Origin of the sequence: Streptomyces sp. NPDC048481 (assembly GCF_043200075.1) — a bacterium.
Lineage (GTDB): Bacteria > Actinomycetota > Actinomycetes > Streptomycetales > Streptomycetaceae > Streptomyces.
On sequence record NZ_JBICXC010000001.1, the window covers coordinates 372,045 to 388,638 of the forward strand.

General features: G+C 73.5%; 12 protein-coding genes. 5 read left to right on the forward strand and 7 right to left on the reverse strand.

What is annotated here, in order from left to right; all coding sequences use genetic code 11:
• Window positions 1-305: 305 nt before the first annotated feature.
• The 4 genes from ACGFSH_RS01580 (at window position 306) to ACGFSH_RS01595 (ending at window position 4,751) form a co-directional block, all read left to right on the forward strand.
• Window positions 306-1,682 (forward strand): TQXA domain-containing protein, encoded by a 1,377-nt coding sequence (locus ACGFSH_RS01580; protein WP_393343857.1) that lies wholly within the window; start codon window positions 306-308, stop codon window positions 1,680-1,682.
• Window positions 1,683-1,974: 292 nt separating this feature from the next.
• Window positions 1,975-3,639 carry an energy-dependent translational throttle protein EttA gene (gene ettA / locus ACGFSH_RS01585; protein WP_393343859.1) on the forward strand — a complete coding sequence of 555 codons (1,665 nt, stop codon included), beginning with the start codon at window positions 1,975-1,977 and terminating at the stop codon, window positions 3,637-3,639.
• A 6-nt stretch (window positions 3,640-3,645) separates the two neighbouring features.
• The gene (locus ACGFSH_RS01590) at window positions 3,646-4,071 is read left to right on the forward strand and encodes an acyl-CoA thioesterase (RefSeq protein ID WP_393343861.1); all 426 of its coding nucleotides are present in this window, start codon (window positions 3,646-3,648) and stop codon (window positions 4,069-4,071) included.
• Window positions 4,068-4,751, forward strand: a complete 684-nt coding sequence (locus ACGFSH_RS01595; RefSeq protein ID WP_393343863.1) for a hypothetical protein — start codon at window positions 4,068-4,070, stop codon at window positions 4,749-4,751. Before ACGFSH_RS01590 ends, ACGFSH_RS01595 begins: the two co-directional genes overlap by 4 nt.
• A 128-nt stretch (window positions 4,752-4,879) precedes the next feature.
• On the opposite strand, the gene ACGFSH_RS01600 is transcribed toward ACGFSH_RS01595, so the two are convergent.
• Entirely contained in the window at window positions 4,880-5,293 is a 414-nt protein-coding gene (locus ACGFSH_RS01600) for a globin (RefSeq protein WP_393343865.1), read from the reverse strand.
• A gap of 151 nt (window positions 5,294-5,444) precedes the next feature.
• Here ACGFSH_RS01600 and ACGFSH_RS01605 point away from each other — a divergent pair, with 151 nt between their 5' ends.
• On the forward strand, window positions 5,445-6,455 hold the full coding sequence (locus tag ACGFSH_RS01605) for a methyltransferase domain-containing protein (RefSeq protein WP_393343867.1): 1,011 nt from the start codon (window positions 5,445-5,447) through the stop codon (window positions 6,453-6,455).
• 108 nt (window positions 6,456-6,563) lie between these two features.
• Here the strand turns inward: ACGFSH_RS01605 and ACGFSH_RS01610 are convergent, their stop codons facing one another.
• The 6 genes from ACGFSH_RS01610 to ACGFSH_RS01635 form a co-directional block, all read right to left on the reverse strand.
• The gene (locus ACGFSH_RS01610; protein WP_393343869.1) at window positions 6,564-8,324 is read right to left on the reverse strand and encodes an FHA domain-containing protein; all 1,761 of its coding nucleotides are present in this window, start codon (window positions 8,322-8,324) and stop codon (window positions 6,564-6,566) included.
• Window positions 8,325-8,390: 66 nt separating this feature from the next.
• On the reverse strand, window positions 8,391-9,737 hold the full coding sequence (locus ACGFSH_RS01615; RefSeq protein ID WP_393343871.1) for a VWA domain-containing protein: 1,347 nt from the start codon (window positions 9,735-9,737) through the stop codon (window positions 8,391-8,393).
• Window positions 9,738-9,857: 120 nt separating this feature from the next.
• Window positions 9,858-11,276 (reverse strand): PP2C family serine/threonine-protein phosphatase, encoded by a 1,419-nt coding sequence (locus ACGFSH_RS01620; protein WP_393343873.1) that lies wholly within the window; start codon window positions 11,274-11,276, stop codon window positions 9,858-9,860.
• A gap of 3 nt (window positions 11,277-11,279) precedes the next feature.
• Window positions 11,280-14,012, reverse strand: a complete 2,733-nt coding sequence (locus ACGFSH_RS01625) for a tetratricopeptide repeat protein (protein ID WP_393343875.1) — start codon at window positions 14,010-14,012, stop codon at window positions 11,280-11,282.
• A 2-nt stretch (window positions 14,013-14,014) separates the two neighbouring features.
• On the reverse strand, window positions 14,015-15,400 hold the full coding sequence (locus ACGFSH_RS01630) for a hypothetical protein (RefSeq protein WP_393343877.1): 1,386 nt from the start codon (window positions 15,398-15,400) through the stop codon (window positions 14,015-14,017).
• 153 nt (window positions 15,401-15,553) lie between these two features.
• Complete coding sequence (locus ACGFSH_RS01635) at window positions 15,554-16,582, reverse strand: glutamate ABC transporter substrate-binding protein (RefSeq protein WP_393343879.1); 1,029 nt, start codon at window positions 16,580-16,582, stop codon at window positions 15,554-15,556.
• Window positions 16,583-16,594 lie beyond the last annotated feature (12 nt).

Here is a 16,594-nt window from a genome sequence, read left to right on the forward strand (position 1 = left end):
CAGGGCGGCCCGGGCTCGGACGCCGACCGAGTCGCGGCTTATCGGCGAACGGACTTCGGGTCGTGGAGTGTATTTGTCGATAAGCCCGGCCGGCCGGCGATCTTGGGGATAACGATTCCGAGTCGGATCGCCGATCCGATGAGATCACCGGCAAGCGTGGTGCGCCACGTCTCTAGGATGCCGGACGTGGCTCATGGAGCTTCAGATTCTGCAGGTGGGACCGTGCCCCCCACGTCAACGGGTCCTGCTCGAAGGGGAATTGTGTGATTTCTTCGTTCTCTGCGCGGTTCTCGCGCGGACGAGGCATGGTGCGCCTCGCCGTGGCGACGCTGGTGTCCGGCTTCGTCGCGGTGGGCGTCGTCGCCGGTGCGGACACGGCGACGGCCGCCGAGATGACGCAGAGTCAGGGCGGGGCCACCGCGACGATAGGCGGCCTCAAGACCTACGGCGCGGCCGTGATCCACGCCGACGGCGCAGACCGCGAGGTGTCGGCCGGTCTGTTCGAGATGTCCGTCGAGGGTGGCGGAACCCTTCAGACCTACTGCGTCGACCTCTACAACCCCACGCAGCGGGACGCGAGATACCACGAGACGCCGTGGAGCGGCACGTCGCTCGCCGCCAACAGGAACGCGGGGCGCATCCGCTGGATCCTGCAGAACTCCTACCCCCAGGTGAACGATCTCGCCTCGCTCGCCCGCAAGGCCGGCATCGACGGCGGTCTGACCGAGCAGGACGCCGCCGCGGGCACCCAGGTGGCCATCTGGCGTTACTCGGACGGCGCCGACGTCGACGCCGTCGGGCCGCGGGCCGAGCGGCTCGCGGACTACCTCCAGAAGGCGGCCCGCCCGGTGGCGGAGCCCGCCGGCTCCCTCACCCTCGACGCGCCCGCCGTCTCCGGCCGGCCCGGCGAACTGCTCGGCCCGGTGACCGTGCACACCGGAGCGACCGCCGTGACGGTCTCGCCTCCGCCGGACGCCGCCACCAGCGGGGTGCGGATCGTCGGCAAGGACGGCAAGGTGGTCACGTCCGCGACGGACGGCAGCCAGTTGTTCTTCGACGTGCCCGCCGACGCGGTCCCCGGCTCGGCCGCGCTGACCGTGCAGGCCTCGACGACCGTCCCCGTGGGCCGCGCGTTCACCTCGGAGAGCCGCAGCCAGACCCAGATCCTGGCCGGCTCCAGCGAGTCGACGGTGTCGGCGACGGCCGGCGCCGCCTGGGCGCCGCAGGGCGCCCTCCCGGCGCTGTCCGCGGCGAAGAACTGTGTGAAGGGCGGCTTGGACCTCACCGCCGTCAACCGAGGTGACGCGGCCTTCGTCTACGAGCTGATGGGCGTCGGCCACGCCGTCCCGGCCGGCGCGTCCCGCACCGAGACGATCCCGCTCCAGGAGGACCAGGCCTACGACTTCACGATCGACGACCCGCAGGGCGTCGGCTACCGCTTCACCGGCGTCCTGGACTGCAGAACCCGGGCCGACGACACCGCGGGCCTGACCACCCAGACCCTCAGCGAGCCCAGCCCCGCCACGATCGGCGGCGCCTCCACGGACAAGGGCGTCGACCTGGCCGCGACGGGCGGCGGCGCCGCCACCCCTCTCATCGCGGGCACCGCCATCGGCCTGGTGATCATCGGCGGCGCGGCCCTGATCCTGATCGGCCGCAAGGAAACCCAGCCCCACGACTGACCCGCGGCGGACCCCACGACGGCACGCCGAACCCGGCCGGACGACCGAACCGACTCCGGCCACACCCCTCGACCGACTCGACCGGCCGCGACCTCACGTCCGATCCGACCTCTGCCGTCGGGCCGGCGGCCGTCGGCCGAAGTCGGCCGACCTCGACCTGCGATCTCGTCGCGCCGGTGAAACCCCCAGGTCAGCCGCGCCCCGTCAATCGGGTTTCCGCCCGGGGGTGGCGGTCAGGCAAGATGGGGTGTATCTGCCCACTGCCTGATTTCAAGCTGCCGGACGGTTTCTCTTGGCTGAGTACATCTACACCATGCGCAAGACGCGCAAGGCACACGGCGACAAGGTCATCCTTGACGACGTAACGCTGAGCTTCCTGCCCGGCGCGAAGATCGGTGTGGTCGGGCCGAACGGTGCCGGTAAGTCCACCGTTCTGAAGATCATGGCGGGGCTCGAGCAGCCTTCCAACGGTGACGCGTTCCTGTCGCCCGGCTACAGCGTCGGCATGCTGTTGCAGGAGCCGCCGCTCGACGAGTCCAAGACCGTTCTGGAGAACGTGCAGGACGGCGCCGCCGAGATCATGGGCAAGCTCAAGCGCTTCAACGAGGTCGCCGAGCTGATGGCGACCGACTACTCGGACGCGCTGCTCGACGAGATGGGCAGGCTGCAGGAGGACCTGGACCACGCCAACGCGTGGGACCTGGACACCCAGCTGGAGCAGGCCATGGACGCCCTGGGCTGCCCGCCCGGCGACTGGCCCGTCACCAACCTCTCCGGCGGTGAGCGCCGTCGCGTCGCGCTCTGCAAGCTGCTGCTGGAGGCCCCCGACCTGCTGCTGCTCGACGAGCCCACCAACCACCTGGACGCCGAGTCCGTGCAGTGGCTGGAGCAGCACCTCGCCAAGTACCCCGGCACCGTCGTCGCCGTCACCCACGACCGGTACTTCCTCGACAACGTCGCCGAGTGGATCCTGGAGCTCGACCGCGGTCGCGCCCACCCCTACGAGGGCAACTACTCCACCTACCTCGACACGAAGGCCACGCGTCTCAAGGTCGAGGGGCAGAAGGACGCCAAGCGCGCCAAGCGGCTCAAGGAAGAGCTGGAGTGGGTGCGGTCCAACGCCAAGGGGCGTCAGGCCAAGTCCAAGGCGCGTCTCGCCCGGTACGAGGAGATGGCGGCCGAGGCGGACAAGATGCGCAAGCTGGACTTCGAGGAGATCCAGATCCCGCCGGGCCCGCGGCTGGGCTCCATCGTCGTCGAGGTCAACAACCTCTCCAAGGCGTTCGGCGAGAAGGTCCTCATCGACGACCTCTCCTTCACGCTCCCGCGCAACGGCATCGTCGGGGTCATCGGCCCGAACGGCGCCGGCAAGACCACCCTGTTCAAGATGATCCAGGGGCTGGAGGAGCCGGACTCCGGTTCCATCAAGGTCGGCGAGACCGTCAAGATCTCGTACGTCGACCAGAGCCGCGCCAACATCGACCCCAAGAAGACGCTGTGGGCCGTCGTCTCCGACGAGCTGGACTACATCAACGTCGGACAGGTCGAGATGCCCTCGCGCGCGTACGTCTCGGCGTTCGGGTTCAAGGGCCCGGACCAGCAGAAGCCGGCCGGCGTCCTCTCCGGCGGTGAGCGCAACCGCCTCAACCTGGCGCTCACCCTCAAGCAGGGCGGCAACCTGCTCCTCCTCGACGAGCCGACGAACGACCTCGACGTCGAGACCCTGTCGTCCCTGGAGAACGCGCTGCTGGAGTTCCCGGGTGCGGCCGTGGTCGTCTCCCACGACCGGTGGTTCCTCGACCGGGTCGCCACGCACATCCTCGCCTACGAGGGTGACTCCAAGTGGTTCTGGTTCGAAGGCAACTTCGAGTCGTACGAGAAGAACAAGATCGAGCGGCTGGGCGCCGACGCCGCGCGTCCGCACCGCGCCACCTACAAGAAGCTGACCCGGGGCTGATCGATCTTGCGGCACATCTACCGCTGCCCGCTGCGCTGGGCGGACATGGACGCGTACGGCCACGTCAACAACGTGGTCTTCCTCCGCTATCTGGAGGAAGCCCGTATCGACTTCCTGTTCCGCCCGGAGAAGGACTTCAAGCAGGGGTCCGTGGTGGCGCGCCACGAGATCGACTACAAGCGGCAGCTCGTCCACCGGCACACGCCGGTGGACATCGAGCTGTGGATCACGCAGATCAGGGCCGCCTCCTTCACCATCGCCTACGAGGTGAAGGACGGCGACCACGTCTACGTCCGGGCCTCGACGGTGGTCGTGCCGTTCGACTTCGAGGCCGAGCGTCCGCGCCGGCTCACCGACGAGGAGCGCGAGTTCCTCTCGGAGTACCGGGACGACGACGACCAGAAGGCCGGCAAGGAGGCCGTCGCCGCATGACGGTGCTCCACCTCGCCGACGAGGGGGAGGCGGCGGACCTCGCGGCCTTCCTCTCCCGGCTGCTCCACTACGACCGTGGCGCGGCCGTGCGGCTCCAGGCGGCCGGCACCGCGCTCGCCGTCTTCGGACGGCCCCCCTCGTTCGAGGTGCTCGCCGTCCGCGCGGTCCGGCTGGCCAAGCCGTACGAGAACGGCCTGGACGTCACGCTGGACGTGACCGTGTCGGCCGGCGAGCTGCTGGAGGCCGTCGACGAGAGCGCCGCCACGGCCGCCGTCCCCGCCGCCGTCACCGGGCCGCCGTGGGCCGGGGTGCTGCCGCCGCGCGGCGGCTGGCGGCCTGGGCCCGGCCTGCCCTCGCCGGACGCGCTGCGCGCCACGGTCGGCGCAGCCGTCACCGAATTCCGCTCCCGTACCGAGGAGTTGACCGCCGACCTGCGCACGCGGACCGAACTCGACCGCATCGGGCGGGAGATCTGGTCCCGGACGGTAGGCGACACCGGCCTTCCCGTGCGGGCCGTGCACGCGGCCCAGTCGCTGGGCTTCCTGCGGCCCTCGACGCGCTCCGAGGACGTCGCGCTGCTGTCCCTCGGCACCTGGCTGCGGCTGCGCACACCGTACGGGTCGATCGCCGTCCGGCAGCGGTCGGGCGGGCTGGGAACGCTCGACATCAGCGTCCACTGACGTCGTCGACCAGCTCACGGGCGCCCACCTCCCGGGTGCCCGTCTTCGTCGTTGCGGTCACCGGGATCCGGCGGCCTCGATCATGCCGGGGCCCTCGGCGTCGTGGCCCCGCTCGATTGCGATCGGGGCTACTCCGGGGTGTTCACCATCGACGCGGCCGCGTACGTCAGGTAGTTCCACAGCGTGTGCTCGTGCTCCTCGGACAGGCCGAGCTCGTCGACCGCCTCGCGCATGTGCTTCAGCCAGGCGTCGTGCGCGGCCCGGTCCACGACGAAGGGCGCGTGCCGCATGCGCAGCCGCGGGTGGCCGCGGCGCTCGCTGTACGTCGTCGGACCGCCCCAGTACTGCATGAGGAACAGCGCGAAGCGCTCCTCGGCCGGGCCCAGGTCCTCCTCCGGGTACAGGGGCCGCAGGATCGGGTCGCCGGCGACTCCCTGGTAGAAGCGGTGGACCAGCCGGCGGAAGGTCTCCTCCCCGCCGACCTGCTCGTAGAAGGTCTGCTCCTGAAGCGTGCCGCGCCGAATCTCTTTCACGCCTCCCATGGTCTCAGACGCCGAGACCGAGGACGCAAGGCTTAGGACCGAGGACAAGAGGCTCCGGGACCGGGGGAGTGGAGACCGGCCGCCGCCGTCAGCCCTTGCCCGCGGGTTCGCCTCGGAGCGTGCCGCCCCGCACAGTGGAGGCATGGGAGGCATGGGTGAGCACGGACTCGGCGGGCGGCTCGCGGATCTCGCCGCCGCGGAGCGGGCCGCGCTGGTGCGCGAGATCGACGCCAGTGGCGCCTTCGCCGTCGACCCGCGGTGGCGGGAGGCCTTCGCGACCGTTCCGCGCCACCTCTTCGTGCCCTACTACTACGTCAGCGGCGCCGGCGGCTACGAGCGGCGCTGGTGCGAGAGCGCCGACCCGCGCGGCAGGGAGCGCTGGCTGCGCGGCGCCTACGAGGACGCCCCGCTGGCCACCCGGCTGCGTGACGGCGTGCTGGTCTCCTCCAGCAGCCAGCCCTCCCTGATGGCGCTGATGCTGGCCGAACTGCGGGTCGGGGACGGGGCGCGGGTCCTGGAGATCGGCGCGGGCACCGGCTACAACGCCGCGCTCCTGTCGTACCGGCTCGGCGACGCGAACGTCACCACGATCGACCTGGATCCGGAGATCACGGAGTCCGCGCGCAGACATCTCGCCGACGCCGGATACCGGCCCACCGTCGTCACCGGCGACGGGGCGCGCGGGGTTCCCGAGCGCGCCCCCTTCGACCGGATCGTCGCGACCTGCACGCTGACGTCGATCCCGTCCCCCTGGCTCGCCCAGTGCCCGCCCGGCGCGCTCGTCCTGGCGCCGCTGGCCACCGGGCTGATCGCGCTGACCGTGCGGGACGCCGCACACGCGGAGGGACGCTTCCTGCGCACCCCCGCCTTCTTCGTGCCGTTGCGCGGCGCGGACCGGCCCGAGCCCGAACCCGTGCCGTTCGCGGGCGTCCCGCACCGGGCGAGGGAGAACGACCTGTTCCGCTTCCTGGTGGCCCTCACCCGTGGCGTCCTCGACCCGCAGGAGGCGTACGCCCTCTGGGAGCGCGAGGGGATGCCGGGGCGGGAGCGCTACGGCGTCACGGTCGGCGACGGACACGCGTGGGCCTGGCTGGACGCACCGGAGGGGCCGTACGCATGGCCCCTGCCGGGACCGTCGGACCCCGCCCCGGTGCGGACGTAGGGGAAGGCGAGGGCGCGGGGCGCAGGGGCGCGGGGTGCGGGCGATGCCCGTGTCCCCGATGCCCCCGTACTCCGCCGTCCGCCCGTAAGAGTCCGGACGGTGTCCCGGTCAGCCGCGGCGGACGGTGATCGTCGTCCAGGCGCCCACGTGCACCTGGTCGCCGTCCTGGAGGGGCACCGGGACGAACGGCTGGATCGGTTCTTCCGAGCCGTTCACCGTGGTGCCGTTCGTCGAGTTCTGGTCGACGACGGCCCAGCTGCCGTCCGGCTGCTGCACCAGCACCGCGTGCTGATGCGAGACGCCCGGGTCCTCCGGAGGCACCGACAGGTCTATGTCGGGGGTCTCGCCGGTGGAGTGGCGGCGGCGGCCGATGGTGATCTGGTTGCCGGTGAGCGTGCGCTGCTGCTCGGGCGAGTACGCGGGCAGGTTCAGCCCGGCGGCCTCGGGGCCGGAGCGGTGCATCATCGCCATGAAGTACGCGCGGTCCGGGCCGATCGTGGCCGTCCAGGTCGCCGGCTGCTGCTGGTACGACGGTCCGGGCGGAGCCTGCGTGGCGCCCGGCTGCGGGTAGCCGTAGCCACCGCCGCCCTGGGGCGGGCCGGGGTTGCGGGGGTCGCCCTGACCGGGACCGGTGTTCGACGGCGGGGACAGCACCCAGTCGTCGTCACCGCCGCCGAAGGGCGCGCCGCCGGGCTGCTGACGGCCGGTCTCCTGGGGGAACCCGGACGGGGCCGACGGACCGGACGGACCGGGCCGGCCGGGCTGCCCGGGAGGCTGGAACGCCTGCGGAACGCCCTGGCCGCCGGGACCGCCGCCCTGTCCGAAACCGCCCTGGCCGCCGGGACCACCCGGTCCGCCGGGAGCGTTCTGCCCACCCGGACCACCAGGGCCGCCCTGGCCGGGGAAGCCGCCGCCGGCGGTGGGGCCGGGCGGCGGGGGAAGCGGCCGCGAGGGGTCGCCGCCGAAGCCGGACGGACCCCCCTGGCCGGGACCGGGGCCGCCGGGGCCGCCCTGGCCCGGAGGACGGCCGCCGGGGCCGGAGGGTTCACGGGAGAAGGGGTCGCCCCCGGGGCCGCCGGGCTCGCGCCGGAAGGGGTCGGAGGGCTGACCGGGCTGCTCACGCCGGTACGGGTCCGAGGGCGGGCCGGAGGGCTCGCGGGAGAAGGGGTCGCCGGACGGGCCGGGAGGACGGCCGCCGGGGCCGGAGGGCTCGCGGCCGTACGCCCCCGGCGGAGGACCGCCGGCGGTGCCGCCGGGTCCGGAGGGCTCGCGTCCGAACGGCGGCGGACCGCCGGCCGGGCCGCCCTGGCCGCCGTGCCCACCGGGGCCGCCCGGCCCAGAGGGCTCGCCGCCGAACGGCGGGATCGGCTCGGCGGGACGGTTCACCTGGGACGGACGGGAGCCCTGGTAGTCGAAGGAGTCGCTGCCCCCGAAGGACGGAGGGGGCGGCTGGAACCGTCCGCCCTGACCCCCGGGACCCTGGCCGCCGGAGCCCGGACCACCGTGGCCCGGGCCCGCCGGGCCCGCGCCGGGGCCGGAGGCCGGCGGACGCGGTGCGGCCGGGGTGTACGAGGTCGCCGTGTTGGTCAGGAAGTTCCAGCGGCACTCCTCGCAGAACGGCGCACCGCCCTCGCGGGGCGTGCGGCACTGCGGGCAGAGCTCGGGCTCGTGCCGGGGTCCGGAGGACGGCTGGGGTCCGCCGGGCCGGCCCTGACCGCCCTGGCCGGGCGGGGGCGGCGGGAAGCCGTAGCCGCCGCCGGGCGGGGGCGGCGGGGGAGGGGGCGGGGGCACGGCACCGGCCATGCGGTGACCGCAGACCTCGCACCAGTCGTCGGAACCCGACTGGTGTCCGTTCGGGCAGGTCGGCATGTCGGCGCGTCCCCCTCTCTCCTTCGGTGTCCCGGAGGGCCGGCGGTGTCCCGCGGCCCGTTCAGGTCACTTCTTCACACGAACAGTCTTCGTGGACCTGGTCTCGAGCGTCATCTCGTCGGCGTCCGCGACCTTGGCCTTCAGTCGCACAGTACCTGTCGTCGCGTCGACCACGTCCACCACCTTCGCAAGCAGTTTCGCAGTATCCGCGTTCCCCGAGACGCTCGCGAGCTGCACGGCCCGGCCCAGTTTGGCCGTCGCTCCATCCATATCGCCCGCTTTGCGCAGATCCAGGCCCTGCTGGATGACCCGGGCCAGTTCGGCCTGGCCCGTGTAGTGGGCGACCTGGGGGTTGATCGACGTGGAGGCGGCCATGTCGTCGGTCCACACGGCCCGCACCAGTCCCTGCGCCCCCAGGTTGTGGACGGCGCCGTCCGGCTGCGGGATCACCAGCGAGACCCGTGCGGCCAGCATCTCCTGGCCCACGTTCGCCGCCGGGACCTCGACGCACACGTGGTAGTCACGGGACTCGTCGCCCCAGGAACCGGTGGGGTAGTCGCCCGCGCGCGGGCCCGCCTCGGTGCGGCGGCCGGTCAGTTCCTCGACGGTCGGCGCGACTTGCTTGACGAACTTGACGGTGGTGCCGACCGGGGTCCACAGCCGCAGGGCGACGTCCGCGACCTCCTTGCCCATCGCCGTCTCCATCATCTGCGTGAAGTCGGCGGCGAGTCCGGACGGGTCCGCGACGATGTCGGCGGTGCCGAGCAGCGCGGAGGCTATCCCTGTGACTTCTTTCACTTCCCAGTCGGTGCCCACGCCGCGGGCGTCACAGGTGAACCGTCCGGCGCAGGAGTCGAGGGCGGCCTTGAGGTCCTGCGGCGACTCGTGCTCGTTGCGGCCGTCGGTGAGCAGGATGCCGTGCCGGATGGCGACGTCGGCGGTGGACAGCAGCCGGTCGGCGAGCCGCAGCCAGGTGCCGATCGCGGTGCCGCCGCCCGCGCTCAGCCGGCGCAGGGCGTGCTTGGCCTGCTCGCGGGTGGTCGCGTCGGCGACCGCGAGCCGGCCGCCGCCCGGGTAGACCTCCTTGGCGACGTGCGTGCCGCCGATCACCGCGAAGTGCACGCCGTCGCGCAGGGTGTCGACGGCGGCGGCGGTGGCGTCGCGGGCGTTGCGCATCTTGGTCGGCGGGTAGTCCATCGAGCCGGAGCAGTCGACCATGAGCGCAACGGCGGCGGACGGGCCCTGGCCCGGCGCGTACAGGTGCGGTGCGGCGACCGCGCTGCCCACCGTGCCGCCGCCGGTGGCGGTGACCGTGACGATCGCGCTGACCTCGCGACCGCCCTCCGGCAGGTACTCGTTCTGGTAGACGTCGACCGAGAACTGCGGCACGTTCGACTTCGAGAAATTGGCCATGCCTGCTCAGATCCCCCTCGGAAAACCCCGCGTGCGCGGGGCGGTGTCCGGACACGGACCGGTCCCCACCGGCCCGTGCGTGCTTCCCCATGTGTCCCCGTGCCGGCGGCGCCTGCGGTCTCAGGCCGATCCTGCCCCCTGAACGGGGGCGGGGAACGGCACGAGGGCCACTGTTACGTTGTCGTGGCCCCCGCCGTCGAGGGCGTGGCCGACCAGTACCCGTGCGCTGTGCAGTGGCCGGGCCGCGGCGTCCGGCGGGAGGACCTCGGCCATCTCCTCGGCGGCCTCCGCGTAGTTCCACAGGCCGTCCGTGCACACCACGACCACGCCGGGCCGGTCCGGCTTGAAGGAAGCGGTGTGCGGCTCCAGTTCGTAGGCGTCGGCGCCGAGCCAGCCGGTGATCGCGTGGGCGCGCTCGTCGGCGTAGGCCTCCGCCTCGCTCATCAGGCCAGCGGCGACCATCTGCGCCGCCCACGAGTCGTCCTCGGTCAGTCGCGCGGGGGGCGAACTGCGGTCGCCGGGGACCCAGTAGGCGCGGCTGTCGCCGACCCAGCCCACGACCAGCAGACCGGCGGTGACGACCGAGCCGACGAGGGTGCAGGCGGGGGCGTTCTGGTGCGGGGCCTGCTCGCGGGCCGTGGCCGGCTCGTCGGCCAGCGCGTTGACCGCGTGCGAGGCGGCGACGATCGCCTCGTGCATCGCCTGCTGGGGGTGCGCTCCCTGCGGCAGGGCCGCCAGCAGGGACTCGCTCGCCGTCTTCGCGGCGGCCAGGGAGGCGTCGTCGGGCCGGGTCGCGGAGGAGACGCCGTCGCAGACGATCGCCACGAGCGCGGGCGAGCCGTCGGGCAGCGTGGCGCAGCCGAGGCCGAAGGCGTCCTCGTTGCGGTGGTGGCGCAGCCCGCGGTCGCTGACGGCGGCGATCGGGCCCGACTCGGCCTCCATGTGGTCGCGTTCCCGCGGCTGGGCGTGTCCGCAGTTCTCGCAGTACCCGTCGTCGTCCACCCGGCCCGCGCGGCAGGCCACGCACACCTTCGCGGTCTCGGCCACCGCGGCGGCCTCGGCGGCCACCCGGGGGTCGGGCGCCTGGAGGGCGTACTCGTCGGGTTCCGACGGCCGGTCGAACCGGACCCCGGCGACGGGCGCGGGCGGGGCCGCCGGGGCTGACGCGGCCGGAGCGGCGGGCGGCGGGAGCGGTGCCCCGGGCACGCCGGCGGAGGCGCCCGTGCCGGGAACGCCCGCGCCGGCGACGGGAACGGCCGTGCCGTTCGCGCCCGGCGCTTCGGCTCCCGGGTTCCCCAGGATCCCCGCCGTCCCCGTGCCGTGCGTGGTGGGCTGCGCGGGGGCCGGACGGACGGGGGCGGGGTGGGCGGACGCCGGGTGGGCGGAGCCGTTCATCGTGAGGGTCGGGTGGTCGTCCGGACGCGACGGCGCGGCGGACAGGTCGTATCCGCACGCGCCGCAGAAACGGTCACCCGCGTCGACCGGCTCGGCGCAGCTCGGACACGTCGGCAGTGCGGCCTGCCGGGGCATCTGCGACATTGACTACACCCACGTCCGGGGGCGGTAACGATTGGCGCGTTCCACCAGGTCGATCCTTTCCTCGCCGCCGGTCGCCAGCCGGGCCAGCGTGCGGTACGAGCGCTCCAGGCCGAAGCGCAGCCCCCGCTCGTCCAGTTCGCTGCCGAGCAGGGCCCGGGCGGCCGGCGCGGCGTCCCGGCCACCGGAGAGTATCCAGTCGAGGGCGCACCCGAGGACTTCGGCGGACAACTGCTCGCGCCGCGTCGGGTCGAGGCCGTACGCGTCCAGCGCCTCCACCTGCGCCGCGGCGGCGACGAGGTCCTCCAGAAAGGGTACGTCGGAGGCGAGGGCCGTCCGCTGCCGGAGCCGGGCCCGCACGGCCGCGACCCGCGCCGCCGTGTAGTGGATGGACGACTCCGGCACCGACTCCAGCGTCCGCACGGCGCTGCCGCGGTCCCCGGCGGCCAGTTGCACGCGCGCCAGGCCGAACGCCGCGCTCACATAGCTCGGGTCGGTCGACCAGACCAGGCGGTAGTACTCGGCGGCGTTGTCGAGCTGTCCCAGCACCTCGGCGCACAGGCCGAGCGCCAGCTTGGGCGCGGGCTCGCCCGGGAAGGCGTCGTAGATCGCGTCGAAGGACAGCGCCGCGCCCTCGTGGTCGCCGGTGTTCAGCGAGGCCACACCGCGGTACCACACCACCCGCCAGTCGTCGGAGCGTTCGTCCTCCAGCTCGCCGAGCAGGGCGAGGGCGGCCCGGTGGTCGCCGTTCTCCAGCCAGGCGCGGATCTGCCGCAGCCGGGTCTCGACCGACGGCGCCGGCGCCGCGGCGAGCGCCGTGATCAGCTCGGCCGGCGCGGAGGCGGAAAGACCCGCGAGGAAACCCGCGTTGGGGTCGGTGGGGTCGACGTGGGGGACGGGCAGGGCGAGGGCGGCGGCGGGGGCGGGCACGGTCCGCACCAGCCCGCCGGGGACGACCGCGGGGGCGCCGCCGGCCGGAACCGGGCCGCCGCCCGCGCCCGCCTGCGTACTTCCCGCGCCCGGCAGCGGACCGCCCGCGGGGACGACGCCCGCGCCGCCCGCGAAGGCGAGAGCCGGTGCGGCGCCGGGCGTGCCGGGCAGACCGGGCGCGGCGCCCGGCGCGCCGGACGGCATGACCGTCGCGCCCGTGCCGCCGGCGGGCGCGGCAGCGGGCCGGGCCGGCCGGGCGGATCCGGAACGGCCGAACAGGCGGGCGGAGTTGACGTCCGTCCGGGCGCCGAGCCGGGACACCTCCCCGTCCAGCTTGGGGAACAACTCCGTGTCCGTGACCTTGAGTTCCGGCCCGAACAGCGTCGACAGCGCGGGCCGCGCGCGGCCGCTCTGCAGCGAGACGACCTCGCGCAGCACACCGGTCAGCTGCTCCGCCATCTCCTGCGCGGAGGCGAACCGGCGCGCCGGATCGGGGTCGGTGGCGCGCACGAGCAGCCGGTAGAACGACTCGTACCGGCGGAAGACCTCGATGGTGTCGGGGTCGGGCAGGGAGTCGGCGAAGACGGTCGTGTAGCCCTGGAAGTCGAAGGTGAGGACGGCGAGGGTGCGGCCCACCGTGTAGAGGTCGGAGGCGACCGACGGCCCGACCTCGGCGACCTCGGGGCCCTGGTAGCCGATCGTGCCGTAGATGGCCGACGTGTCGTCGTCCATCCGTCGGACCGCGCCCATGTCGATCAGCTTGAGCTCGTCCTCGGTCTGGATCGCGTTGTCTACCTTGAAGTCGCAGTACAGCAGGTTGCGGCTGTGCAGATGGCCGAGCGCCTCGAGTGCCTCGATGCCGTACGCGCAGGCCTGCTCGACGGGGAGCGGGTCCCGCTTGCCGTCCGGCGTGCGGCGGCCGTTGGCGATCTCCTTGAGGGACTTGCCGCCGACGTACTCCATGACGATGTAGCCGTCGAGGGAGCCGGTGCGCTGGTCGAGGTGCTCGACGAAGTTGTAGATCCGCACGATGTTGGCGTGCTCGATCTCGGACAGGAAGCGCCGTTCCGAGATGGCCGCGGCCATCGCGTCCTGGTCACCCGTGTCCAGCAGGCCCTTGAGCACCACCCAGCGGTCGTGCACCGGGCGGTCGATGGCCAGGTAGACCCAGCCGAGCCCGCCGTGCGCGAGGGCGCCCACCACCTCGTACTGGCCGTGCACGATGTCGCCGGCCTTCAGCTTCGGCACGAACGAGTACGGGTGGCCGCACTTGGTGCAGAAGCCCTCGGTGCGGCCCTCCCGCTCACCGCGCGAACGGCCCACCGGAGCGCCGCAGTCGGAGCGCGAGCAGAACCGCTTGCGCTCCGGGACCTCGGGGTTCTCCTGCACCATCGCGCGCGGGTCGGGCTTCGGCACCTGCGGCACCGAGACCAGGCCGACGCCCAGCCGGGCCCGGCCCGAGGAGCCGGCCGTCGAGCCGGAGCTGCGCACCGACACCGACCGTCCCGTCGACGCGCCCGACAGCGAGCGCGACAGCCGCCCCGACACCGAGCGCCGCGACTTCGACGACTGCGACGACGTGCGGGTGCTGCGGGCGCTGGAGCGTGAACTCGCGCTGCCCGAACCGTCCTTCCCACCCCGGGTCACCCCGGTCGGCAGCGATCCGACCGGGCCCGCCCCGGAGGCGGGACCGGGGGACGAGACGACCGGGGCCAGACCGCAGGTGTCGCAGTACAGCTCGCCGTCGCCGACATCCTCGTACGACCCCTCGCAGCCCGGCCGCTGACATGACTGCCCTGCCTGACTCATGGCTACTGCTCCCCCCTACGGTCCTCAGGGCCGCCCTGTTCCGGCACGCGCGGCGCCGTGAGCAGTTCGGCGGCCGCCTGCTGGTAGCGCAGGACGGCCTGTTCGGCGACGCGCAGATCACAGGGCGCGCTCCACAGCATGCGGCGCGCCGCGTCGTAGCGCTCGATGAGGAACGGGTCCTCGGCGAGCCCGTGCCGGGCGACCTTCGCCTTGTACGCGTCCAGACGGCCGCGCAGCTCGGCGCGGACCGCCAGCGGCTGGGTGACCGCGCTCAACGACTCGCGGGCACGCAGCAGTTCGTCGTCCGCCTTCTGCTCCAGGGACTCCAGGAGCGGGGACAGGCGGTGCCACTGGGCGTGCCGCCGGTACTCGGCGGCCGTCGCGAGCTGCTCCTGGAGCGCGGTCGGCGGGCCGCTGACGACGGGCACCTCGGTGGCGGCGATCTTCGCCAGCACCTCGCCGCGCGCGGTGCGCGCCTCGGCGAGGGTGCGGTCGGCGCGGCCGAGGACGTCCCGCAGGCGCACCAGCCGCTGTTCCGCGTCCTGGCGGACCGTCAGCACGGCGTCGATCTCCCGCCGCACGTCCTCCAGGGCGCGCGCCTCACGGTCGTACACGGTGGTGTCCGGGCGGCCGCCGCCGGGGGCGGAACTGCGCTGCGCGCGCACCCAGAAGGCCAGCGGGTCGGACACGACCTGCTCGCGCAGGGACGTCAGCGTGCGGGTGATGCGCTCCAGGTCGTCGCCCGCCGGGTGCTCGCCCGGGCGGACGCCGACGGAGTGCGCCAGCCGGCGGGTGCGCTGGAGCTCGGCGGCCAGTAAATCTATCCGCGCGGGCAGCGCCGACCAGACGGCGTCGGCGGTGACCACCATGTCGAGCGAGGTCGCGTACAGCTCGTTCATGCGGTCGACGAGCGTGGCGAGCGAGAAGCTCTGGCTGAGCCTGCCCGTGATCCGCGGCGCCGGCGCGTCGTCGCCGCCCGCGGCCGGTCCGGTGACCTCTCCGGTGACCGTTTCCGCGGGGGGTCCGGCCAGTGATCCGGCGACCGATCCGGCGACCGTGACGGACTCGCCGCGCAGCAGCTCCGTCAGTTCCACCAGGTCCTCGCGGCTGGACCAGCGGCGGCGCGAGCGGATCTCGCGGGCGCTGCGCAGCGCGTCGGAGTAGGCGTCGAAGTACGCCCACAGCAGCGTGATCGACGCCTCCGCGGACGCCCAGCGCTCCTTGGTGACGCCGGTGAGGTCGGCGCCTTCGAGGAGCCTGCGGCCCGCGTGGTCCTGGAGCGCGAGGAGCGAGGTCTCGATCGCCTCGTGCTCCGCGCCGAGCCGCGCCAGCGCACGGTCGACCTCGTCCCGGTCCATCACCGGCCCGGGGGGTCCCGTGACGCCCATCGATCACCTCTCGCTGCTGTGTCGGTTGCCCGCTCGGTGTCTGCCCGCTCGGTGTGTGCCCGCTCTGTGGTTGTCCGTTCGGTGGTCCGACCGCCCGGCGTCCGGCGCCGGTGGCCGCCCGTCGGCGGCCGCCCGCCGCGCTCCCGCGGCCCGTCAGCCCGTTCGCAGGTACTGCGGCGCGGGCGGCCTGGACGTCGCCGCGTCGGCGCCCAGTGTCGCCGACAGCCATCTGTCGTACGACGTCTGCCAGCCGCTCGCGCGATACTGCACCAGGATCTGGTTGACCCGGCGTACCAGGTCGTCGGCGTCCTTCTTCATCGCCACGCCGTAGTACTCGGTCGTGAAGGGGGCGCCCTTGAGTTCCACGGTCGGGTCCTGGGCGGCCTGGCTGGCCGCGAGCGCGCCGTCGGTGACCACGGCGTCGACCTCGCCGAGCTGGAGCCGTACCAGGCAGTCGAGTTGGTTGGGGACGGTGGTGGCGATGTCGACGCCGGCGCCGAGCCGGCCCGCCTTCCTGTCGTCGGCCAGCTTGGTGTTGGCCGTGGAACCGGCCGCCGTGCAGACCTTGGACTTCACCAGGCTGCCGTCATAGCCGGTGATCTTCGAGGACTTGGGGGCGAGGACCTGCTGGCCGGTCTTGAAGTAGGGCGCGGAGAACGCCACGTCCTTGAGCCGGCTGCACGAGATCGTCATCGTGCGCACCACCATGTCCACCCGGCCCTCCTGGACGGCCGGGACGCGCTGGTTGGTCGGGATGGCCTTGAACTGGACCGCGTTCGGGTCGCCGAGTATGTCCTGCGCGATGCGGTGGACCAGGTCGATGTCGAAGCCCTCCAGCGCCGCACCGGTGTTGTTGGGGTCGCGGTAGCCCCAGCGGTAGCTGTTCTGGTCGACGCCGACGACGAGCTTGCGCTTCTCGCCCTGCCGGGCCTTGATCGCGGCGATCGCCGGGCCGTCCGCGGCCGACGGGGCCAGTGTCTGCTTCTCGGGGGCCGTGCAGTCGGCGTCCGCCGCCTGGCTCGCCTCGGCGACCTTGCCGCCGGTCCGGCCGGCGGCCGCGGCGCCGCCGGAGCGGGCCCACGGCAGCATCAGCACGAGCGCCAGCGCGAGGGCGCAGCCGGCCGCCATCGCCCCCACGCCGCCCCAGCCCCGCAGCCGGGCCCGTACACGTCGCGCACGCATCGTCGTCACGCC